General features: G+C 73.2%; 19 protein-coding genes. 14 read left to right on the top strand and 5 right to left on the bottom strand.

Features of this window, described 5'->3' with window-relative positions:
• The first annotated feature begins 72 nt into the window (after nt 1-72).
• The 5 genes from ACIQ7M_RS22935 (at nt 73) to ACIQ7M_RS22915 (ending at nt 4,665) form a co-directional block, all read left to right on the top strand.
• Entirely contained in the window at nt 73-603 is a 531-nt protein-coding gene (locus ACIQ7M_RS22935; protein WP_403647202.1) for a MarR family winged helix-turn-helix transcriptional regulator, read from the top strand.
• 2 nt (nt 604-605) lie between these two features.
• Complete coding sequence (locus ACIQ7M_RS22930; protein ID WP_403647199.1) at nt 606-1,046, top strand: MarR family winged helix-turn-helix transcriptional regulator; 441 nt, start codon at nt 606-608, stop codon at nt 1,044-1,046.
• Nucleotides 1,047-1,262: 216 nt separating this feature from the next.
• The gene (locus ACIQ7M_RS22925) at nt 1,263-1,610 is read left to right on the top strand and encodes a tetratricopeptide repeat protein (RefSeq protein WP_403647196.1); all 348 of its coding nucleotides are present in this window, start codon (nt 1,263-1,265) and stop codon (nt 1,608-1,610) included.
• 252 nt (nt 1,611-1,862) lie between these two features.
• Complete coding sequence (locus ACIQ7M_RS22920; protein WP_403647193.1) at nt 1,863-2,522, top strand: peptide deformylase; 660 nt, start codon at nt 1,863-1,865, stop codon at nt 2,520-2,522.
• 556 nt (nt 2,523-3,078) lie between these two features.
• The gene (locus ACIQ7M_RS22915) at nt 3,079-4,665 is read left to right on the top strand and encodes an ABC-F family ATP-binding cassette domain-containing protein (RefSeq protein ID WP_403647190.1); all 1,587 of its coding nucleotides are present in this window, start codon (nt 3,079-3,081) and stop codon (nt 4,663-4,665) included.
• 114 nt (nt 4,666-4,779) lie between these two features.
• On the opposite strand, the gene ACIQ7M_RS22910 is transcribed toward ACIQ7M_RS22915, so the two are convergent.
• Nucleotides 4,780-6,213, bottom strand: a complete 1,434-nt coding sequence (locus ACIQ7M_RS22910; protein WP_403647187.1) for a dihydrolipoyl dehydrogenase family protein — start codon at nt 6,211-6,213, stop codon at nt 4,780-4,782.
• Between the two features lie 119 nt (nt 6,214-6,332).
• Between ACIQ7M_RS22910 and trxA the strand changes: the two genes are divergently transcribed.
• Nucleotides 6,333-6,746, top strand: coding sequence for a thioredoxin (gene trxA / locus ACIQ7M_RS22905; RefSeq protein WP_389840127.1), 414 nt, complete (start codon nt 6,333-6,335; stop codon nt 6,744-6,746).
• Between the two features lie 82 nt (nt 6,747-6,828).
• On the opposite strand, the gene ACIQ7M_RS22900 is transcribed toward trxA, so the two are convergent.
• The 3 genes from ACIQ7M_RS22900 to ACIQ7M_RS22890 all read right to left on the bottom strand — a co-directional run bounded on the left by ACIQ7M_RS22900 (nt 6,829) and on the right by ACIQ7M_RS22890 (nt 10,679).
• Nucleotides 6,829-8,265, bottom strand: coding sequence for an aldehyde dehydrogenase family protein (locus ACIQ7M_RS22900; RefSeq protein ID WP_403647184.1), 1,437 nt, complete (start codon nt 8,263-8,265; stop codon nt 6,829-6,831).
• A 24-nt stretch (nt 8,266-8,289) separates the two neighbouring features.
• Nucleotides 8,290-9,498 (bottom strand): 4-hydroxybenzoate 3-monooxygenase, encoded by a 1,209-nt coding sequence (locus ACIQ7M_RS22895; protein WP_403647181.1) that lies wholly within the window; start codon nt 9,496-9,498, stop codon nt 8,290-8,292.
• A 131-nt stretch (nt 9,499-9,629) separates the two neighbouring features.
• Entirely contained in the window at nt 9,630-10,679 is a 1,050-nt protein-coding gene (locus ACIQ7M_RS22890) for a LacI family DNA-binding transcriptional regulator (protein ID WP_403647178.1), read from the bottom strand.
• 157 nt (nt 10,680-10,836) lie between these two features.
• On the opposite strand from ACIQ7M_RS22890, the gene ACIQ7M_RS22885 reads away from it, so the two are divergent.
• The 4 genes from ACIQ7M_RS22885 to ACIQ7M_RS22870 all read left to right on the top strand — a co-directional run bounded on the left by ACIQ7M_RS22885 (nt 10,837) and on the right by ACIQ7M_RS22870 (nt 15,074).
• Complete coding sequence (locus ACIQ7M_RS22885) at nt 10,837-12,261, top strand: amidase (protein ID WP_403647175.1); 1,425 nt, start codon at nt 10,837-10,839, stop codon at nt 12,259-12,261.
• Nucleotides 12,262-12,281: 20 nt separating this feature from the next.
• Entirely contained in the window at nt 12,282-12,506 is a 225-nt protein-coding gene (locus ACIQ7M_RS22880; RefSeq protein WP_386982356.1) for a hypothetical protein, read from the top strand.
• 208 nt (nt 12,507-12,714) lie between these two features.
• Complete coding sequence (locus ACIQ7M_RS22875) at nt 12,715-14,199, top strand: SPFH domain-containing protein (protein ID WP_403647172.1); 1,485 nt, start codon at nt 12,715-12,717, stop codon at nt 14,197-14,199.
• A 419-nt stretch (nt 14,200-14,618) separates the two neighbouring features.
• Entirely contained in the window at nt 14,619-15,074 is a 456-nt protein-coding gene (locus ACIQ7M_RS22870) for a type II toxin-antitoxin system PemK/MazF family toxin (RefSeq protein WP_403647169.1), read from the top strand.
• 348 nt (nt 15,075-15,422) lie between these two features.
• Here the strand turns inward: ACIQ7M_RS22870 and ACIQ7M_RS22865 are convergent, their stop codons facing one another.
• The gene (locus tag ACIQ7M_RS22865) at nt 15,423-16,256 is read right to left on the bottom strand and encodes a TIGR02452 family protein (protein WP_403647166.1); all 834 of its coding nucleotides are present in this window, start codon (nt 16,254-16,256) and stop codon (nt 15,423-15,425) included.
• A gap of 256 nt (nt 16,257-16,512) precedes the next feature.
• Here ACIQ7M_RS22865 and egtA point away from each other — a divergent pair, with 256 nt between their 5' ends.
• From egtA to egtD, 4 genes are read left to right on the top strand one after another with little or no spacing between them, the layout of a single operon-like run.
• On the top strand, nt 16,513-17,850 hold the full coding sequence (egtA, locus tag ACIQ7M_RS22860) for an ergothioneine biosynthesis glutamate--cysteine ligase EgtA (protein WP_403647163.1): 1,338 nt from the start codon (nt 16,513-16,515) through the stop codon (nt 17,848-17,850).
• Complete coding sequence (gene egtB, locus ACIQ7M_RS22855; RefSeq protein ID WP_403647160.1) at nt 17,847-19,193, top strand: ergothioneine biosynthesis protein EgtB; 1,347 nt, start codon at nt 17,847-17,849, stop codon at nt 19,191-19,193. Before egtA ends, egtB begins: the two co-directional genes overlap by 4 nt.
• Nucleotides 19,193-19,981 (top strand): ergothioneine biosynthesis protein EgtC, encoded by a 789-nt coding sequence (egtC, locus tag ACIQ7M_RS22850; protein ID WP_403647157.1) that lies wholly within the window; start codon nt 19,193-19,195, stop codon nt 19,979-19,981. The genes egtB and egtC overlap by 1 nt, the downstream gene beginning before the upstream one ends.
• The gene (egtD, locus tag ACIQ7M_RS22845; RefSeq protein ID WP_403647154.1) at nt 19,978-20,952 is read left to right on the top strand and encodes an L-histidine N(alpha)-methyltransferase; all 975 of its coding nucleotides are present in this window, start codon (nt 19,978-19,980) and stop codon (nt 20,950-20,952) included. The genes egtC and egtD overlap by 4 nt, the downstream gene beginning before the upstream one ends.
• Nucleotides 20,953-20,972 lie beyond the last annotated feature (20 nt).

Raw genomic sequence — 20,972 nt, 5'->3', positions numbered from 1 at the left:
GACCCAGAACCGGCGCGGCGGTCCGCGGGGAAACAGTAGCCATGGACATAGTAGCCATGTACTCTTTCTTGCATGAGTACAGCGAGGTCGTTCTCCGAGAACGCGACGCCCGGCTTCCTCGTCTGGCGCCTGTCGATGAAGTGGCGCGTCGCGGTGGACCGCGCGGTGGGCCCGCTGGGCCTGACGCACGCGCAGTACTCGCTGGTGGCCTCGCTGTACGGCATGCACCGGGACGGACGGCACCCCAGTCAGCGTCAACTCGCCGACCACACCGGACTCGAACCGCTCTACGTCTCGAAGCTGGCCCGTTCCCTGGAGGCGGCCGGCCTTCTCGACCGCACCCGGGATCCGGTGGACCCCCGGGCGGTGCGGCTCACCCTCACCGACGACGGGCGCGAGGTCACCCGCCGCGCCGTCTCCGTGGTCCAGGGCCTTCTGGAGCGGCTTCTCGAACCACTGGGCGGCCTCGACGGGGAACGCACACGGGCGTTCAGCGACGAGCTGGCCGTCCTGCTCGACGTACCGCTCGACGCGCGCACCGAAGCCGGGCGCCGTCCCGGTGAGGCTTCACCCCCATACGAAGAGGATTCACCCGAGGAGTAGTCATGACCACCTCTGTTCCCCCTGTCAACGGCCAGATCATCGGCCTCGCCCACTACGCGAGCCGTGCCGCCCTGGAGCGGGTGCTGGCCCGCAGCGGCACCACGTTCGAAGAGTCGGTGGCCCTGCGGGCCGTGTCCGACAACGGCGGGACCGTCGAAGCGGCGCGGGTCGTGGGCCGGCTCACCGCCGGTCTGAAGATCGAGGAGTCGGCGGCCCGGCGGACCGTCGACGAGCTGACGGCGCGCGGGCTCCTGGAGGAGCCGTCGCCCGGGCAGGTGTCCCTGACGGACGGCGGCCGGGAGCTGTTCACGTCGATCCGCGCCGCGGGCGACGCGATCGCGGCGCGGGTGTACGCCGGGATCCCGGCCGAGGACCTGGCCGCCGCCGGGCGCGTACTGGCCCTCGTCACGGAGCGGGCCGAGGCGGAACTCGCCGGCGCGTAGCGGTCCGGAGCGCCGGCAGTCCGGCAGTCCGGCAGTCCGGCAGTCCGGCAGTCCGGAGCATCGGCGTCCGGAGCGCCAGCGTCCAGTGCACTGGCGGTCCGGAGCACCGCTGCGAACGCGGAGCCGCGGGCCCCGGCCGCCGCCTCGGACGCCTCGCCGGGTTCGTGGAATATTCAACCAACTGGCTCTGTTGTGGCCCGTCGAAGGAGGTCAGTGGTGGACACGACGTACTACGACCACGGGACGGCCGCGGAGCGCTGGGAGCGGGCGCGGATGTTCTTCGAGGCCAAGGAATACTCCGCGGCGGCACGCGTGCTGGGCGGGCTGGTCGAGGAGGTGCCGGAGCAGACCGGACCCCGGCTGCTGCTGGCGCGCTCCTACTACCACTCGGCCCAACTGCGCCGAGCCGAAGCCGAGTTGCGCACGCTCGTGGAGCTCGACCCGGTCGAGCACTACGCCCGGCTGATGCTCGGGCGTACGCTTCAGCGCCTCGGCCGGCCGGACGAGGCCGCGTCGCACCTGCGGATCGCGTCCGCGCTCGGGGGCGACTTCGAGAGCGCCTGATCCGGACCAGGAGGCCAGGAACGGGATCGGGATCCCGGTCCTGTTCCGGGGCCCGCCTCGGCGGTTCCGGGTCCGGGGTCTCTCGCGGAAGGCCGGTCACCTCGGTGACCGGCCTTCCGCACGCCGCACGGACGGACCGGTGTGCCGCAGGGCGGCGGCCCGACCGGTGTGTGTCCCGAGCCACAGGGGAAAGTCGCGGGACTCGCCCCGTGCCGCCTCGATCGCCCCCGGCCGGCTTGGCATCCTGGCGTAATGGCATCCGAACGTGACCGCAGCGCCCCGCGCATCCCCTTGAGCGACCTGGTCGAGGAACTCCTCGACCACGAGGGCCCGTTGCCGATCGTCGCGGCCGGTGACCCCGTGCTGCGCCGGGGCACGGAGCCGTTCGACGGGCAGCTCGACCCGGGGCTCCTCGCCCGGTTCGTGGCCGCTCTGCGCGCCACGATGCACGCGGCGCCGGGGGTCGGACTCGCCGCGCCGCAGGTCGGCGTGCCCCTGCGGATCGCCGTCATCGAGGACCCCGCGCCGGTCTCCGACGAGGTCCGCCTGGCCCGCGGACGGGTACCGCAGCCGTTCAGGGTGCTGGTCAATCCCTCGTACGAGGGGATCGGCCCTGGGCGGCCGGCGTTCTTCGAGGGCTGCCTGAGCGTTCCGGGCTGGCAGGCCGTGGTGGCCCGGCACGACGAGGTGCGGCTGACGGCGCTCGACGAGCACGGGGAAACGGTCGACGAGGTGTTCCGCGGCTGGCCCGCGCGGATCGTCCAGCACGAGACGGACCACCTGGACGGCATGCTCTACCTCGACCGCGCGGAGCTGCGCTCGCTGTCCTCGAACCAGGCGGCAGCGGAGCTCTGGTCCCAGCCCACTCCGGAACACGCGGCCGAGGCCCTGGGCTTCACCCTGCCGGACTGATCCCGAGGCTCCTCGCCGGCCGCTTGCCGGGCCACCCGACATGTGCGGAGCCGGGCACTCACGCTGGCGCCGGGCCGCGCCCAGGTCGGGGCCGCATCGGGGCACTTGCGCCCGCGCCGGGTCCTCACCAGGAGCCCGGACCCGCTCGCCGCAGGGCTGTCGGGGCTGTCGGGGCTGTCGGGGCTGTCGGGGCTGTCGGGGCTGTCGGGGCCAGCTCACGCCCGTAGCTGGTCGGCGCTGGCCAGGATGCATGCCCGCCCACCGTCGGTCCGCCAGGGCCAGGCAGGCCCTCGCCTCGCCCCCACTCGCGAGGGTGCCGTGACCCGCTCGCCTCGGCCCCCCGCCGGGCCGCACCCGGTGCCGTACGAGCCCCCGCCTGGTGCCGTCCGGGCCGCTCCCAGGCGCCCCCGCCGGGCACCGGCGGAAATTCGCAGGCGCTTCAGCGCCGGTTTCGTTAGCCTGCCGGTATGTCTACGCCCCGCGTCTCTTAGCTCCAGGACCCGCTTCCACGCCACCCGTGTGTCCTTGAGCCGATTGACTTCTGGAGCGTTTTCCCATGATCACCGTTCGCGGTGTCGACGTGCGCGCCGGCGCGCGCCTGCTGCTGTCCGGCATCTCCTTCACCGTCTCCCCCGGCGACCGCATCGGCCTGGTCGGCCGTAACGGCGCCGGCAAGACCACCCTCCTCAGCACCCTCGCGGGGCTGACGCGGCCCGCCGCCGGTTCCGTCTCCCGTGCCGGGGCGGTCGGTCACCTCGCGCAGGACCCGGCTGCGGCGGACCCCGCGGTCACGGTCACCGCGCGGATCCTGTCGGCCCGCGGTCTCGACCGTGCCGTACGGGACCTGCGGGCGGCCGAGACCGCGATGGCCGACGGATCCGAACGCGCCATGAACGCCTACGCGCGTGCCGAGTCCGAGTTCCAGGCACGCGGTGGGTACGCGGCCGAGGCCGAGGCGGCCCGGGTCGCCGCCGGGCTCGGTCTGCCGGCCCGGGTGATGGACCAGCCGATCGGCACCCTGTCCGGCGGGCAGCGGCGGCGTGCCGAACTCGCCCGCATCCTGTTCGCAGACGAAGGCACCCTGCTCCTCGACGAGCCGACGAACCACCTGGACGCCGACTCGGTCGTCTGGCTGCGCGGGTTCCTGGCGAGCCGCCGGACGGGGCTCGTCCTCATCAGCCACGACACCTCCCTGCTCGCCGACGTGGTCAACCGGGTCTTCCACCTGGACCCGCACCGCGCGACGCTCGACGTCCACAACACCGGCTGGGCGGCCTACCTCACCCAGCGCGACGCCGACGAGCGACGGCGGGCCCGCGAGCGTGCCAACGCCGAGCGGAAGGCGGCGGCACTGCACGCGCAGGCCGACAAGATGCGCGCCCATGTGTCGACGGCCGTGGCCGCCAGGAACATGGACCGCCGCGCCGACCGTCTGGTCGCCGGTCTCGAACCGGTCCGGCGGACGGAGAAGGTGGCCCGGATCCGGCTGCCCGAACCGGCATCGTGCGGACGCGTGCCGCTCGGCGCGGTCGCGCTGGCCAAGTCGTACGGAGATCTGCGCGTCCTCGGCGGCGTCGATCTCGCCGTCGACCGGGGCAGCCGCCTGGTGATCCTCGGCCCGAACGGCTCGGGCAAGACGACACTGCTGCGGCTGCTCGCCGGTCACGACGATCCGGACAGCGGGCGGGTGGTGCGCGGGCACGGGCTGCGCGTGGGCTACTTCGCGCAGGAACACGACACGCTGGACCCCGCCGGAACGGTCCGCGACCACCTCGCCGCCGCGGCGCCGCACCTCGACGACGGGGAGGTCCGGCGGGTGCTCGGCTCGTTCCTGTTCACGGGCGACGACGCCGGCAAACGCGTCGGCGTCCTCTCCGGGGGCGAAAAGACCAGGCTGGCCCTGGCGGGGCTGGTCCACTCGGGCGCGAACGTGCTGCTTCTGGACGAGCCCACCAACAACCTGGACCCCGCCTCCCGCGCCGAGGTCCTGGCCGCGGTGGCCACGTATCCGGGTGCCCTCGTCATGGTCACCCACGACGAGGGGGCCGTCGACGCCCTGCGCCCGGACCGGGTGCTGCTGCTCCCGGACGCGGACGAGGACCTGTGGAGCGAGGAGTACCGGGAGCTGGTGTCCCTGTCCTGACACCGGCCGCCGGGGGCAGGAACGGGCACACCGGGCATCCGGTCGTCCGGTCGTCCGGGGGCGCGTGCCCGGTGTGCCCGTCCGGTCCCGGACGGGCACACCGGACAGTCCGGCTCACGCGTCCCGGTACGCCTCCAGGAGCCTCAGCCAGACCTCGCTGACCGTCGGGTACGACGGGACGGCGTGCCACAGGCGATCGACCGGGACCTGGCCGACGACGGCGATGGTCCCGGAGTGGATGAGTTCTCCGACGCCGGGACCGACCAGGGTGAGACCGAGGATGATCTCGCGGTCGAGGTCGACGACCATGCGGGCCTTGCCCCGGTAGCCGTCCGCGTACAGTCCGGCACCGGCCACCGAGGCCATGTCGACGTCCACGGCCCTGACCCGGTGACCGGCCTGCTCCGCCTCCGCGAGGGAGAGGCCCACGGCCGCCGCCTCCGGGTCGGTGAACACGCACTGCGGGACGGACGCGTGGTCGGCGGTGGCGGAGTGCGCGCCCCAGGGGTCCGTCTCCAGGATCGGCACGCCCGCGGCGCGGGCGGCGATGGCGGCACCCGCGATCCGGGCCTGGTATTTGCCCTGGTGGGTGAGCAGCGCACGGTGGTTGACGTCGCCGACCGCATACAGCCAGTCGCTGCCGACGACCCGGAGGCTGTCGTCGACCTCGATCCACTTGCCCGGCTCCAGGCCGACCGTCTCGAGACCGAGGTCGTCGGTGCGAGGCGCGCGGCCGGTGGCGAACAGGATCTCGTCGGCCTCGAAGCGTTCACCGGTGTCCGTGAGGGCGACCACGGCCGAGTTCTCGCGCGAGACGGCCGTCACCGAGACGCCGGTACGGACGTCCGCGCCCGCCTCGGTCAGGGCCTCGGCGACCAGTTCTCCGGCGAAGGGCTCCATGCGGGGCAACAGGCCCTTGCCGCGGACCAGGAGGGTGACCCGGGAGCCGAGCGCCTGCCAGGCCGTGGCCATCTCGGCGGCCACGACACCGCCGCCCACCACGATCAGCCGTCCGGGCACGGCGTGCGCGGAGGTGGCGTCCCGGCTCGTCCATGGCTTGACCTGGGCGAGGCCCGGGAGGTCGGGCAGCAGGGCGCGGGTGCCGGTGCAGACCGCGACCGCGTGCCGGGCGGTCAGCGTGCGCCGCTCGCCGTCGGGCCCGTCGACCGTCACGGTGCGCGGTCCGGCGAGCCGTCCGTGTCCGCGGTGGAAGTCGGCGCCGATGCCGTCCAGCCAGGCGAGCTGGCCGTCGTCCTTCCAGTCCGAGGTGAAGTAGTCGCGGTGGGCGAGCACCGCGGAGGCGTCGAGGGGGCCTTGTACGGCGGCCGACAGGCCGGGTACGCGGCGGGCGTCGGCGCGGGCGATGGCCGGGCGGAGGAGGGCCTTGCTGGGCATGCAGGCCCAGTACGAGCATTCGCCGCCGACCAGTTCGCTCTCCACGACCGCGGCGGAGAGGCCGGCGGCGCGAGCGCGGTCGGCGACGTTCTCCCCCACGGGTCCGGCACCGAGCACCACGACGTCGTAGGCGATGGATTCCGTTTCCGTCATGGGGCCAGTCTGGTTGCTGGTGTGCGCCGTGGCCACACGGGTACGCACCCGGAATAGGGCCCCGGTGGGTGACGTTGTGCTGATCGGCATGACCCGGACACGAGGAAGAGGGAAGTGGAATGAGCAGCACCGTTGAACTCACCAAGGAGAACTTCGACCAGACGGTCACGGACAACGAGTTCGTCCTGATCGACTTCTGGGCGGAGTGGTGCGGGCCGTGCCGTCAGTTCGCCCCGGTCTACGAGAAGGCCGCCGCGGCCAACCCGGACCTGGTCTTCGCCAAGGTCGACACGGAGGCGCAGCCGGAGCTGGCCGCGGCCTTCGAGATCCAGTCGATCCCGACCCTGATGATCGTCCGCGACCAGGTCGCGATCTTCGCCCAGCCCGGGGCGCTGCCCGCCGCCGCCCTGGAGGACGTCATCGGACAGGCCCGGAAGCTGGACATGGACGAGGTCCGCAAGTCGGTCGCGGCCCAGCAGGCCGCGGCCAAGGAGCAGGGCACCGGCGCCGAGCGGGCCGAGGACGCCCAGTAGGCCCTCGGCGCGCCGCGCCGCCGGTTCCCGGTAGAAACCGCCGCCCCCTGGAAGCGGCCGGTTCCCCTCAGACCGGTTCCCCTCAGAAGGGGTAGCCCGCCACGTCCCCGCGCACCGTCGTCCACCGCAGGTCGGTGAAGGCGTCCAGGTTGGCCTCGCCGCCGAAGCGGGCGCCGGTGCCGGAGGCGGCCGTGCCGCCGAAGGGTGCGACGGCCTCGTCGTTGACGGTCTGGTCGTTGATGTGCGCGATCCCGGTCGGGACGCGTTCGGCGAGGTCGAGGCCGCGGGCGGTGTCCCGGGTGACGATGCCCAGGGCCAGGCCGTACGGTCCCGCCGAGGCCAGGGCCGCCGCCTCGTCGAGGGTGCCGAAGGAGCGGACCGGGGCGACCGGGCCGAAGACCTCCTCCGCGTACGCCGGGGTCGTGTCGTCGACTCCGGCGAGGACGGTGGGCCGGTAGAACAGCCGGTCGTGCGTGCCGCCCGCGGCCAGCTTCGCGCCGCCCGCGGTGCTGGACTCCACCAGCCCGTGGATCTTGGCGAGTTGGGCGTCGTCGATGATGGGTCCGAGGTGGACCTGCTCGCGGTGCGGGTCGCCGACGGTGAGCGAGTCGGCCTTGGCGGCGAGCCGTTCGACGTACTCCTCGTACAGCGAGGCGTGGACCAGGTGGCGGCCGGTGGTCATGCAGATCTGGCCCTGGTGGAAGAACGAGCCCCAGGCCGCCGTGGAGATGACCGCCTCGATGTCGGCGTCCTCCAGGACGACCAGGGCGGAGTTCCCGCCCAACTCCAGGTGCGCGCGCTTGAGATGACGTCCGGCCGCCTCACCGACCGCGCGTCCCGCGGCGGTCGAGCCGGTGAAGGAGATGACCGGGATCAGCGGGTCGGTGACGACGGCGCGGCCGGCCTCGGGGCCGCCGGGCAGGACCTGGAGCAGCCCGTCGGGAAGTCCCGCCTCGGCGAAGACGGCTCCGAGCGCGAGGCCGCCGCACACGGCGGTGCGCGGGTCCGGCTTCAGGACGACGCCGTTGCCGAGCGCGAGCGCCGGGGCGACCGAGCGGATCGAGAGGATCAGCGGCGCGTTGAAGGGCGCGATCACGCCCACGACACCGACCGGGACGCGTCGCGTGTACGACAGCCGCGGGGCCTCGGACGGCAGGATCTGGCCCGTCGGGCGGGAGGCGAGGGCGGCCGCCTCGTAGCACTCCTGGGCGGCGACGTGCAGCTCGAAGTCCGCCTTGCCCGGGATGGAGCCGGACTCCCGTACGATCCAGTCGCGCAGCTCGTCGGCGTGCGCGGCGAAGAGGTCACCCGCCCGGCGCAGTACGGCGGCACGGACGAAGTGCGGGGCCGTGGCCCACTCGGTCTGTGCGGCGCGTGCGGTCCGCGCGGTGCTCGCGACGTCCTCGGCGGCGGCGAGGGTGACCGTGCCGAGGCTCTCGCCGGTGGCGGGTTCGGTGACGGTGTACTCATCGCCCGCGAGGGGGCGGGACTGCCAGGTCGTGGGGTCGAGCAGCGGCATGTCGGCTCTCCGATCGGTCACTGATCACCAGCGGGACTCCGCGGACTCCTGCGGCCGGGGGGCCAGCGGAAGTCCCGTGTAGTTCGCTGCCAGTTCGGCGGCGGCGGAACGCGATGCCGTGATCCGGCGCAGTCGCGCGAGCTGCATCCGGCGTTCGAAGGCATCCTCATTTGGTTGAGCGTGCAACATCTTAGTCATGTCGTACGAGAAACGGGTGGCCTGCCACACACGTTCGAGGGCCGTCCGCGAGTAGCGGTCCAGGAGTTCCGTCGAACCGGTGCGATGCAGTGCGGCGAACGCGCGGGCCAGGAGCCGTACGTCCGACACCGCGAGGTTGAGCCCCCTGGCGCCGGTCGGCGGCACGATGTGGGCGGCGTCCCCGGCCAGGAACAGCCGTCCGTGGCGCATCGGCTCGTGGACCCAACTGCGCATCGGGGTGACCGACTTGGCGGTGACGGGTCCGCGCTCCAGGCGCCAGTCCCCGTCGACCGCGAAACGCGCGTCCAGTTCGCCCCAGACGCGCTCGTCGGGCCAGTCGCCGGCGTCGGTGCCGTTCGGGACCTGGAGGTAGAGCCGGGACACCGACGGGGAGCGCATGCTGTGCAGGGCGAAGCCGGTGTCACCCCGGGCGTAGATCAACTCCTCGCAGGAGGGCGGCACATCGGCGAGGATGCCGAGCCAGGAGTACGGGTAGTCGTGCGCGTACGAGCGGCCCGTCCCGGCCGGGAACGCGGCGCGCGCGACGCCGTGGCCGCCGTCGCAGCCCACCACCCAGTCGCAGTCCAGCGTGCGTTCGTGTCCCTCGTGCGCGAACCGCACGACGGGCGAGGAGCTTTCCGGCTTCTCCACGGCGAGTGCCTCGGCCCCGAACAGCAGGGGTGGCCCGTCCGCGAGTTGGAGGGCGACGAGATCCTTCACGATCTCCGTCTGGGCGTAGATCGTGACGGTCCGCCCGCCCGTGAGCCCGGGGAAGTCGATGTGGTGGCGCTCGCCCTCGAAGCGCAGCTCGATCCCGTGGTGGACCAGGCCCTCGGCGTCCAGCCGCTCGCCCGCCCCGCACTCGCGCAGGGCGTCGACCGTGCCCTGCTCCAGCATGCCCGCCCGCTGGCGGCGCTCGACGTAGGCGCGGTCCCTGCTCTCCAGGACGACACAGTCGATCCCCGTCCGGTGCAGCAGCCGGGCCAGCAGGAGTCCTGCCGGGCCCGCGCCGATGATGCCGACCGTGGTCCGCATGACGTGCCTCCCGTGTCCGCTGCCGCCGGGTCCGCACTCCGGCACGCGACCGCCCCGCCGTGCGCGGGCCGGGCGAGCAGGCCCGGTGTCGCGAGGCGGCAACCCTCTGCCTGCTGCGGCACCAGCCTCTCTCAGCTCGACGCGCGGTGCACCACTCGTGCGCCGAGCACCTCGTGCGTCTCGGGCTCGGCGCCCGGTTCGCGGACCACGCGGTCGACCAGCTCGGCGAGGTCGCGGCCGGAGGGCAGATCGAGATGCACGGTGCTCAGCCGGGGCCGCAGCAGCCGGCCGAGCATGAGGTCGTCGGCGCCGACGACGGCGGTCTCCTCCGGCACGGCGACGCCTTCGTCCTGGAGGGCGCGCATGAGGAGCATCGCGTACTCGTCGTTGTACCCGAAGACCGCGTCGAGACCGAGGGAGCGCCAGCGCGCCGCGAGCCGGGCGGCGGCCTCCTCCTCGTACGCCAGCGGCAGTTCGGTCACCGTCGCGTCCGTGCCGCGCACGGCCCGCCGGACGCCGTCGAGGCGGGGCCTGGAGAAGATCTCCAGACCGCTCTCCCCGGGCATCACCACACCGATGCGGCGGCGGCCCCCGGACAGCAGATGGACACCGGCGCAGTGGCCGACCCGGTCGTGGTTCATGAGCAGCGCGTGGGCGCCCTCGACCCGTTCGGGCCCGAGGGTGACCACGGCGCGGGCGCCCGCCCGCTTGAGCACCGCGACACCCTGCGGGCCGAGGCCGCTGCCGGGCACCAGGACGGCGACCGGGCGCAGCTCGGCCCAGGCGCGGGCCGCCTCGTCGCCGCGCAGGCCGACACTGCCGTGCTGGACGACCGTGTAGTCGAGCCGCCCCAGCTCGGACTGGAGTTCGGCGAAGAACTGGTGGTAGAGCGGACCCACGGGGGCGGTCGGGGCGGGCATCAGAACCATGCGACTGTGTCCGGCGCGCAGACTACGGGCGGCCGCGTGCGGAACGTATCCGAGCTCCTCGGCGGCCTCGCGGACCCGGCGCCGGGTCGGTTCACTGATACGGACCGCGCTCGTGTTGTTCAGGACGTACGAGACGGTCGCGCGGGAGACACCCGCGAAGCGTGCCACGTCGGCACTGGTCGGTACGGGACGTCGTGCGGGCGCCGGCCGGCCGGCGGACTGTTTCGGTATCTGCGCCATGACGCGACGCATCCTTGCAGAGGGCTCGGACACCGCCTCGCGCCGGGGCACCCGAACGGGCCCGCCGTTTACGGAACTCCCGCCTCCGTAAAGGAGGTTGAGGGTCCGGTACCGCCCCGCGACCCCAGAGGTTACCGTTCGGTAGACAACCGCTTCGGAGGTGACCCGGATGGATCCCGACCGTGCCCCAGGGCTGACGGAGAGCGCGCGTGCGCTGGCCGCGGGCGAGGTGAGTTCGCGCGAGCTGGTCGAGCGGGCGCTCGCCCGGATCGAGGCGGCCCGGCCCACGGTGAACGCCTTCCGGCTGGTGCGCGCCGAGGCCGCCCTCGCGGAGGCCGACGCGGCGGACGCGGAACTGGCCGCGGGCGGACGGCGGCCGCTTCTCGGGGTACCCCTCGCGGTCAAGGACGACATGGACGTGGCGGGCGAGCCGACCGCGTTCGGCTGCGCGGGGGACTTCCCGCCGGTGCCCGAGGACGGCGAGGCGGTCCGCCGGCTGCGCGCGGCCGGGGCCGTCGTGGTCGGCAAGACCAACACCTGCGAGCTGGGCCAGTGGCCCTTCACCGAGGGCCCGGCCTTCGGCGCGACCCGCAATCCCTGGCATCACGGACACACCCCCGGCGGCTCGTCCGGGGGCTCCGCGGCCGCCGTGGCCGCGGGCCTGGTGCCCGCGGCACTGGGCTCGGACGGGGCGGGATCCGTGCGCATCCCGGCCGCCTGGACCCATCTGGTCGGCATCAAACCGCAGCGCGGCCGGATCTCGACGTGGCCGCGCCCCGAGTCCTTCCAGGGCATCACGGTCAACGGCACGCTCGCCCGCACGGTCGCGGACGCCGCCCTGCTGCTGGACGCGGCGAGCGGCAGCCACGCGGGCGATCTGCACCGGCCGGCCACGCTGCGCGTCCACGACGCCGTGGGCCGCGATCCGGGCCGGCTGCGCATCGCGCTGTCACTGAAACCGCCCTTCACCGCGCAGCCCGCCCGGCTCGACCCCGCCGTACGGGCGAAGGTCCTCGCGCTCGCGGAGCGGCTCGCCGCGCTCGGGCACACGGTCGAGGAGGCCGATCCCCGCTACGGGCCCATCGGGCTCACGTTCGTCCCGCGCGCCACGGCGGGCATCGCCGAACATGTGCGCGCCGTACCGTTCCCCGAACTCCTCGACCGGCGCACGCACGGCGCGGCGCGCTTCGGCCGGCTGCTCGGCGGCGCTCCGCTGCGGGCGGCCCGCCGGGCCGAGGCCGGGCTGCGACGGCGCGTCGGCGCGCTCTTCGACACCTACGACGTGGTGCTCGCGCCCACCACCGCCGCTCCCCCGCCGGCCATCGGCGCGATGCTCGGCCTGAGCGGGCTGCGCACCGACCGCGCCATGATCGCCGCCTGCCCGTACGCCTGGCCGTGGAACGTTCTCGGCTGGCCGGGCGTCAACGTCCCCGCGGGCTTCGTCGGCGAAGGGCTCCCGGTCGGCGCGCAGTTGCTCGGCCCGGCGGACAGCGAGCCACTGCTGGTGTCGCTGGCCGCGCAGTTGGAGGCGGACCTGCGCTGGCACGAACGGTGGCCTCCGCACGAGGCCGCCGTGGACTCACCGGCCGCGTAGGGGAGTTCCGGCCTTACGCTGTGGCCATGGACGATGCCTCGATGGTCGGTTTGATGGGACGCGTCACCGGCACGGTCGGACCCGGGCTCGTCGGCGAGGTGATCGTCCGGGTGCGCGGCGGCGCCGAGCACTTCCTCGCGTATCCGGCCGCGCCGAAGGACCGTATCGAGCGGGGCACGGTGGTGATGGTGGTGGAGTACCTGCCGCCGCGCACGGTGTACGTCTCGCCCGCGTACGAGAGCTGAGCGCGCCCCGCGCCGGCTCGGGACTCCGGCTGCCCTCCTGGAGGGCGAACTCGCGCTTTCCCATCGACAGTTGAGCTGCCCTCGTCCCAGGTGAGAGCCGTATGCGTCAAGAACGCAACAAGGATTCACGCACCTCTGTATTCCGGTGTCGGCGAGGAGCACACTCCCGTTCGTTCGGTGCCGAAAGGGCACCATCCAAAGGGGGCGTATGCCGATGGTTGTCGGCGTCGTGGCGGGGGCGGTTGTCCTCGCACTGATCTTCATCGTTGTGGTCTTCAAGCTCATGTGGCGGGTCGCGGAGCCCAACGAAGCGTTGATCATCTCCGGTTCGAAGCATCGGACCGAAGGTCTCGAGGAAGGCATGGGATTCCGCATCGTGACGGGGCGCGGCACGCTGGTGGTCCCCGGCGTGCAGGCGGTGCGGAAGATCTCGCTCGACCTCAACGAGACCGAACTGCACGTGGACTGCGTGACCACCCAGGGCATTCCGCTCAAGGTGCGGGGCGTGGTCATCTTCAAGGTGGGCGACGACTTCGTGTCGATCGCCAACGCGGGGCGTCGCTTCCTCGACCAGCAGAAGATGATGGCGGAGCGGGTGCACAACGTGTTCGCCGGCCATCTGCGGTCCATCGTCGGCGGGTTGACCGTCGAGGACATGATCCGCGACCGGGAGAAGCTGACCGGTCAGACCCGGGCCGCCTGCGGTACGGAGATGGAGAAGCTCGGCCTGATCGTCGACTCGCTGCAGATCCACGAGATCGAGGACCCGACCGGTTACATCCGGAACCTGGCCATGCCGCACGCCGCCGCCGTCCAGCGTGACGCCCGTATCGCGCAGGCCGAGGCGAACCGGCTGGCCACCGAGGCCGAGCAGAAGGCCGCGGCGCGGATGTCGGAGGCGACCCGGGACAGCGAGATCCAGCAGGCCGGTTACCAGGCCGAGCGGGACAAGGCGGCGGCGACGGCCCAGATGGCCGGTCCGCTCGCGGCGGCCGCCGCTCAGCAGGACGTCGTCGTCCAGGAGACACGGGTCGCCGAGCTCGAGGCGCATCGCCGCGAGCAGCAGCTCCAGGCGGACGTCCGCAAGCCGGCGGACGCCAAGGCCTACGAGATCCGGGCACGGGCCGAGGCCGATCGTGACGCCCGGATCTCGGCGGCGCAGGCCAAGGCCAAGGAGACCGAGCTCGCCGCGGCGGCGGAGGCGACCAGGGTCAAGACGGCGGCCAACGCCGAGGCCGAGGCGACCAAGGCACGCGGTGCCGCGGCCGCCCAGGCCACCCGTGCCACCGGTGAGGCCGAGGCCGCCGCCGCGCAGGCCAAGGGTCTGGCGGCAGCCGAGGCGACCCGGGCCCAGGGGCTCGCGGAGGCGGAGGCCATCCAGGCCCGCGCCGCCGCGCTGGCCGAGAACCAGGAGGCCGTGGTCGCCCAGCAACTCGCCGAGAACTGGCCGGAGATCGTCCAGGCGGGCGCGAGCGCGTTCGGCAACGTGGATCACATGGTGCTGCTCAACGGCGCCGACGGCATGTCGGACCTGTTCGCCAAGGCGCTCACCATGGGCGGCACGGGCCTCGGCCTGGCACGCCAGTTGCTCTCCTCGATGAACCCCGAGGGCACCCCGGCCAAGAACCCGGCGGCGGAGCTCAACGGGGTCGTGCCGCCGGTCAGTGAGAAGGTGCCTGTGGAGAAGGACTAGGGCCTGTCGTTTGGATCAGTCGGCGCCGAGGTGCGATGCCTTGTCGATGGGGCCGAGCGGGGCAGGGTGCGTTCAGCTGCAAGGCGAAGGAGGGCGACGACGCGGAGCGTCGGCAACCGACGACAACGCCGCAGATGTGCGTGCCCTGCCCCGCGTACCGCCGCGTGATCCAAACGACAGGCCCTAGGGGTGGGATCGGTGCGCTGAGGCGTACCGTCACCGGTTGTTCTGATCAGTAGGGCGCGGGCGTACGGGAGTTGGACCACGACTCCCGTACGCCCGTCGCCGTCTCCCCCGGCGCGCCGCACTCCATGGGGCGGGAGCCTCGGGGAAGTTGGGCCCGCCTCGGAGCCGTGCCGAGCCCTCCGGCCCCGGACCCGCCCGTCGCGACCTGGCGCGCAGGCTTTACGGTGGCCCGCGTGACTGCCTTTACCGATGACACCGAAGAAGCCGTCCCGGGCCGCTACGGCCCCTCCGCCACCACCGAGGCCGAGCCCCGCGACGTCGGCCCCGTGAAGACCGAGTACGCCCCCGCGCACGACGGCGACCCCGATCCCGGGGAGATCGTCTGGACGTGGGTCCCCTTCGAGGAGAACGACGGCCGGGGCAAGGACCGCCCGGTGCTGGTCGTGGCCCGGGAGGCCGGGGGCACTCTGCTCGCCGTCCAGCTCTCCAGCAAGGCGCACAACGGCGACCGCGAATGGGTGCCGATCGGCAGCGGACCGTGGGACCGGACCGGGCGGGACTCCTGGGTGAACGTGGACCGCGTGCTGCGGCTGCACGAGGACGGGATGCGGCGGGAGGCGTGCGCGCTGGACCGGATGCGGTTCAACTCCGTCGTACACCGGTTGCGCGAACGGTACGGCTGGCGCTGAGCGTCTCGGTTCCCCCGGTTCCCGGGCTCTCCGGTTCCCCGGTTCCCCCGCTCCCCCGTGACGGCCGTGCGGCGAGGTGGCCCACCTCGCCGCTGCGAGGGACGCCCGAGCGGCGCGACTGCGCGTCACCGGGCGGCGGCCGGGAGGGTGCGTGCGGAACGCCGGCGGGGGCTCGACGCCGGGCGAGGGCTTACGCCGGGCGGGGGCTTCACGCCCGGCCCGGGCTTCAGGTCCAGCGGGGCTCCATGCCCGACCGGGGCTTCACGCCGGGCGGATGCCTCACGCCCGGCAATGGCTTCACGCCGGCGGGGCTTCATGCCCGGCCCGGGCTTCACGCCGGACGAGGCTTCACGCCAGGCGCGGTTCCGGTGCGAACACCCGCTCGAACGCCGCGCGAGTCGTCCCGCCCGGTGTGCGGTCCAGGATGCCGAACACCACCTGGTCGAAGTACCCCTCCAGACGGCCCCCGGCCAGCACCCCCTGGAAGGCCCTCGCCACCTGCGCGGGGTCGTTCTGGAACACCCCGCAGCCCCAGGCCCCGAGGACCAGGCGGCGGTAGCCGTGGGCGGCGGCCGTCTCCAGGACGCGTTCGGCCCGGACCGCCAGCGCGCCCGGCAGGTCGGCCGCCCGCCCCGGGGCGGTACGCAGGACGACCCCGGCGTTCGGTGCCGCCGCGGTCAGGAAACCGGCCCGGAACGGTTCGTCGAGGAGCCTGCCGCGGTCGTCCCGGAACACCGGTACGCCGGGCGAGTGAATGACACGGTCCGTGTAGAAGGCGTCACGATGGGCGCGGTGATGGTCGTAGAAACCGCGGGCCCGCAGCAGACAGGTGTACAGCGCCGAGGCCCGGCAGAGAGCCTCTTCCTGGGCCTGCGCGCCGTTCAGGTAGCCGCCGCCGGGGTTGCGCGCCGAGGAGAAGTTCAGCACGGCGACCGGGTCCCCGCCCCCGGAGACCAGCCGGCGGGCCGCCTCCAGGCTGCTCTCGCCCGTGACCTCGAACGACGTCACGACCGGCGTCACCGACGGTATCCCCACCGGCTCCGGTCCGTGCAGCACCGTCCCGGCCCGCGCGGCCTCGATCGCCTCGGCGATGGACACCGCGCCCCCAGAGGGTCCGCGGTAGCCCCCGGCCGCCACGATCTCCTCGGTCTCCCGGGCGATCGCACGCAGGCGCGCGCTCATGGCGCGACCCCCGTACGCGCCACGGGCGCGGCCTGCGTGTGCTCCCCCGTCGTGCCCATGAACGCATCGTGAGTGATGCTGGTCCTGCGGCGCAACAGAGTTTCGCGGCCCCGCGAACAGTGCCTCCCGGTCCCCAAAGAAACGATTTGCACCCTTGTGCGAGCCGCCGAAAGGGTCTTGGGTGGAACAGTCATTGCCGGTCCGGCCCACCAGGCCACGGGCCGGCGGCATGGTGGAATCTCAGGAGGATCCAGACATGTCCGATTCGGTGAGTGACTGTACGGAGCGACGACGCTCCTCCGTCACCGAGGCCGAGGTGGAGGCACTGGTCCGTGGCATCTGCTTCAAGACCGGTCCGCCCCGCCTCCTCGGTGTCGAGGTGGAATGGCTCGTCCACGAGCTGCGTGAACCGCGGCTCCCGATACCCCCTGAACGACTCGAAGCGGCGTACGCCGCGGTGCGGACCCTGGCCCTGAATTCGGCGCTCACCGTCGAACCCGGTGGGCAGCTCGAACTCAGCTCCGCCCCCGCCGCCTCCCTGATGGAGTGCGTGCGATCCGTCTCGGCCGACCTCGACGCCGTACGCGCCGCCCTGCGTGAGGCGGGCCTCGGCCTCAGCGGCTTCGGCCAGGACCCCTGGAACCCCCCGAGCCGCTACCTCCATGAGCCCAGATACGACGCCATGGAGCGGTACCTCGACCGCGCGGGTCCCGAGGGCCGCGCCATGATGTGCACCTCGGCCTCGGTCCAGGTGTGCGTGGACGCCGGGTACGAGGAACCGGGCCCGCTCGGGCACGGGCGCCGCTGGTGGCTGGCCCATCAGCTCGGCGCGGTCCTGGTGGCCGCGTTCGCCCACTCGCCGATGGCCCGCGGGCGGCACACCGGCTGGCGTTCCACCCGGCAGTCGCTCTGGGCGTCGATGGACCCCGGACGCACCGACGCGCCGCCCCTGGACGGCGACCCCCGTGCGGCCTGGGCCCGGCGTGTCCTGGACGCGCCGGTGATGTGCGTACGCGCCTCCGAGGGGCCCTGGGAGGTCCCGAAAGGCCTCAGTTTCCGGGACTGGACGCGGTCCGCCGCGCCACCGGACCGGGAGGACCTCGCGTACCACATGACCACGCTGTTCCCGCCGGTGCGGCCGCGCGGTCATCTGGAGCTCCGCATGATCGACGCGCAGCCGGGTGAGGACGGCTGGATCGTGCCGCTCGCGGTGACGGCGGCGCTGTTCGACGACCCGGACGCCGCCGAGACCGCCTACCGGACGGTCAAGCCGCTCGCGGAGCGGGCCGGTCCCGCACCTGCGCCGCGCAACCCGCTGTGGCAGGACGCGGCGCGGTTCGGCCTCGCCGATCCGGAGCTGCGCGAGGCCGCGGCGGTCTGTTTCGCGGCCGCGTACGAGGCGCTGCCCCGGCTCGGTGCCACCACCGAGGTGCTCGACGCGGTGGCCGAGTTCACCGACCGCTATGTGGCCCGGGGCCGCTGCCCCGCCGACGACCTGGCCGGCACGGCCGCGGCTCATCACGACGGCCGGTCCGGGCGGCGCCCGGCCGGCCCCCGGCAGGGCCTGTCCGACGGGAAGGATCTGAACACATGACCGGCACGACCGCTTCCGACACGACCGCTTCCGGGCCGCGCACGGATCCGGAGTCGCTCCGGCAGCGCGCGCTGGACGCGCTCACCACCGCCCGCGACCGCACCGCCCTGCTCACCTCCTGCGTGGAGGACCCCGATCTCACCGCGCAGCACTCGCCGTTGATGTCCCCGCTCGTCTGGGACCTCGCGCACATCGGCAACCAGGAGGAACTGTGGCTGCTGCGAGCGGTCGCGGGGCGTGAGGCGATGCGGCCCGAGATCGACGGGATCTACGACGCGTTCGAGCACTCGCGCGCCGAACGCCCCTCGCTGCCCCTGCTGCCGCCCGCCGAGGCCCGTACGTACGCGGCCGAGGTGCGCGGCCGGGCGCTGGACGTCCTGGAGAACGCCGCGTTCGAGGGCACCCGGCTGACCCGGTCCGGATTCGCGTTCGGCATGATCGCGCAGCACGAACAGCAGCACGACGAGACGATGCTGATCACCCATCAGCTCCGCAGAGGACCCGTCGCCCTCACGGCGCCGGACCCCGCTCCCGCCCCGCCGTTCACCGGTCCCGCCGAAGTCCTGGTGCCCGGGGGCCCGTTCGTGATGGGTACCTCCACCGAACCGTGGGCGCTCGACAACGAGCGGCCCGCGCACCGGCGCACGGTCCCGTCGTTCTTCATCGACACCACTCCGGTGACGAACGCCGCGTACCAGGCCTTCATCGAGGAGGGCGGCTACGGCGACGAGCGCTGGTGGGCCCCGGCCGGCTGGGACCACATCCGCGCCCATGACATCGAGGCGCCGCTGTTCTGGCGGCGCGAGGGCGGGCAGTGGCTGCGGCGCCGCTTCGGGGTGACCGAGGTCGTACCGCCCGAGGAGCCGGTGCTGCACGTGAGCTGGTACGAGGCAGACGCGTACGCGCGCTGGGCCGGGCGGCGGCTGCCCACCGAGGCCGAGTGGGAGAAGGCGGCCCGCCACGACCCGGTGTCCGGCCGCTCCACGCGCTACCCGTGGGGCGACGAGGACCCCTCGCCGGTCCACGCCAACCTGGGCCAGCGGCATCTGCGCCCGGCCCCGGCGGGAAGCTACCCGGAGGGTGCCTCGCCGCTCGGCGTACGGCAGTTGATCGGCGATGTGTGGGAGTGGACGTCGAGCGATCTGGAGCCCTATCCCGGGTTCGTCGCGTTCCCCTACCGGGAGTACTCGGAGGTGTTCTTCGGTCCGGAGTACAAGGTGCTGCGCGGCGGCTCGTTCGCGGTGGACCAGGTGGCCTGCCGGGGCACGTTCCGCAACTGGGACTATCCGATCCGGCGGCAGATCTTCTCCGGGTTCCGCACGGCCCGCGACGGGAACGCCTGATGTGCCGTCATCTGGCGTATCTGGGAAGCGAGGAGAGGCTCGGCGCGCTCCTCGTGACACCGGAGCACAGTCTGTTCCGGCAGTCGTGGTCGCCCCGGCGCCAGCGGCACGGGACCGTCAACGCCGATGGTTTCGGGGTGGGTTGGTACGCCGAGGGGGACCCGGTACCGGCCCGCTACCGGCGCACCGGTCCGATCTGGGGCGACCAGTCGTTCGCGGATCTGGCCCGGGTGATCGGGACACGGGCGCTGCTCGCCGCGGTGCGGGACGCGACCGTGGCGGGCGCCGACGGTGAGGCCGCGGCGGCGCCGTTCGCCGCGGGCCCCTGGCTGTTCAGCCACAACGGCGCCGTCCGCGGCTGGCCCGGCAGTCTCGCCCCGCTCGTGGCGGGCCTGCCTCCGGCCGAGTTGCTGTCGCTGGAGGCCCGGTGCGACTCGGCGTTCGTGTGGGCCCTGGTCCTGCGCCGGCTGCGTGCCGGTGACGAGGAGGGCCAGGCACTGGCCGACACCGTCCTGGAGGTCGCCGAGGCGGCCCCCGGATCGCGGCTCAACCTGCTGCTCACCAACGGCGGGACGATCACCGCGACCGCCTGGGGCGACACCCTCTGGTACCTGACCGAGCCCGGCCGCACCCTCGTGGCCTCCGAGCCGTACGACGACGACCCGCTCTGGCGGGAGGTCCCCGACCGCACCCTGCTCACCGCGAACCACACCGAGGTACTGCTCACCCCGCTCAAGGACATGAGCGAGGACATGGCATCCGCACAGCGCAAGGAGCCCCGTACGTGAGTCCGTTCCTGTTGACCCGCACCCTTCCCGAGGACGCCACGGACGCGGCACTGCGCGCCGATGTCCTGCTCGGCCTCGGACACCTGCCCAAGACGCTGCCGCCGAAGTGGTTCTACGACGCCCACGGCAGCGCGCTGTTCGAGAAGATCACCGAACTCCCCGAGTACTACCCGACGCGCGCGGAACGCGAGATCCTGCTGGCGCGGGCCGCCGAGATCGCCGCGGCGAGCGGTGCGCGCACGCTCGTCGAGCTGGGTTCGGGATCCTCGGAGAAGACCCGCCATCTGCTGGACGCGATGCCGGACCTGCACACGTACGTGCCCGTGGACGTCAGCGAGAGCGCGCTCACCCAGGCCGGTCACGCGCTGATCGCCGAGCGCCCCGGCCTGGACGTCCACGCGCTGATCGCCGACTTCACCGGCGGTCTCACGCTCCCGGACACCCCCGGACCGCGGCTGGTGGCCTTCCTCGGCGGCACGATCGGCAATCTGCTGCCCGCCGAGCGCGCGACGTTCCTGAGGTCCGTACGGTCCCTGCTGTCGCCCGGCGACACCCTGCTGCTCGGCACCGACCTGGTCAAGGACACATCGGTGCTCGTCACCGCCTACGACGACGCGGTCGGGGTCACGGCAGCGTTCAACAAGAACGTCCTGAGCGTCGTCAACCGCGAACTCGGCGCCGACTTCGACCTCGACGCGTTCGAGCACGTGGCGCTCTGGGACACCGAGAACGAGTGGATCGAGATGCGGCTGCGGTCGCGCGTCACCCAGACCGTGAAGGTCCCGGCCCTGGATCTGGCGGTGCACCTCGCGGAAGGCGAGGAGATCCGCACCGAGATCTCGGCGAAGTTCCGCGAGGACGGCGTCCGCGGTGAACTGGCCGCGGCGGGCTTCGGCCTCTCCCACTGGTGGACGGACGCGGAGGGCCGGTTCGCGCTGTCGCTGAGCGAGGCGGTGGAGAACTCACCGTAGGACCGCGCCTTCCCGGAGCG

The organism is Streptomyces sp. NPDC096324 (assembly GCF_044763015.1).
Classification (GTDB): domain Bacteria; phylum Actinomycetota; class Actinomycetes; order Streptomycetales; family Streptomycetaceae; genus Streptomyces.
Note: the sequence above shows the minus strand (reverse complement) of the source record. Positions and strands in the feature narration are given on the sequence as shown.

Excerpts from the sequence above, each read along its gene's own strand:
- ACIQ7M_RS22935 (WP_403647202.1), top strand. The coding sequence starts at position 73 with ATGAGTACAGCGAGGTCGTTCTCCGAGAACGCGACGCCCGGCTTCCTC.
- ACIQ7M_RS22930 (WP_403647199.1), top strand. The coding sequence starts at position 606 with ATGACCACCTCTGTTCCCCCTGTCAACGGCCAGATCATCGGCCTCGCC.
- ACIQ7M_RS22920 (WP_403647193.1), top strand. The coding sequence starts at position 1,863 with ATGGCATCCGAACGTGACCGCAGCGCCCCGCGCATCCCCTTGAGCGAC.
- ACIQ7M_RS22915 (WP_403647190.1), top strand. The coding sequence starts at position 3,079 with ATGATCACCGTTCGCGGTGTCGACGTGCGCGCCGGCGCGCGCCTGCTG.
- ACIQ7M_RS22910 (WP_403647187.1), bottom strand. The coding sequence starts at position 6,213 with ATGACGGAAACGGAATCCATCGCCTACGACGTCGTGGTGCTCGGTGCC.
- trxA (WP_389840127.1), top strand. The coding sequence starts at position 6,333 with ATGAGCAGCACCGTTGAACTCACCAAGGAGAACTTCGACCAGACGGTC.
- ACIQ7M_RS22900 (WP_403647184.1), bottom strand. The coding sequence starts at position 8,265 with ATGCCGCTGCTCGACCCCACGACCTGGCAGTCCCGCCCCCTCGCGGGC.
- ACIQ7M_RS22895 (WP_403647181.1), bottom strand. The coding sequence starts at position 9,498 with ATGCGGACCACGGTCGGCATCATCGGCGCGGGCCCGGCAGGACTCCTG.
- ACIQ7M_RS22890 (WP_403647178.1), bottom strand. The coding sequence starts at position 10,679 with ATGCGTCGCGTCATGGCGCAGATACCGAAACAGTCCGCCGGCCGGCCG.
- ACIQ7M_RS22885 (WP_403647175.1), top strand. The coding sequence starts at position 10,837 with ATGGATCCCGACCGTGCCCCAGGGCTGACGGAGAGCGCGCGTGCGCTG.
- ACIQ7M_RS22875 (WP_403647172.1), top strand. The coding sequence starts at position 12,715 with ATGCCGATGGTTGTCGGCGTCGTGGCGGGGGCGGTTGTCCTCGCACTG.
- ACIQ7M_RS22865 (WP_403647166.1), bottom strand. The coding sequence starts at position 16,256 with ATGAGCGCGCGCCTGCGTGCGATCGCCCGGGAGACCGAGGAGATCGTG.
- egtA (WP_403647163.1), top strand. The coding sequence starts at position 16,513 with ATGTCCGATTCGGTGAGTGACTGTACGGAGCGACGACGCTCCTCCGTC.
- egtB (WP_403647160.1), top strand. The coding sequence starts at position 17,847 with ATGACCGGCACGACCGCTTCCGACACGACCGCTTCCGGGCCGCGCACG.
- egtC (WP_403647157.1), top strand. The coding sequence starts at position 19,193 with ATGTGCCGTCATCTGGCGTATCTGGGAAGCGAGGAGAGGCTCGGCGCG.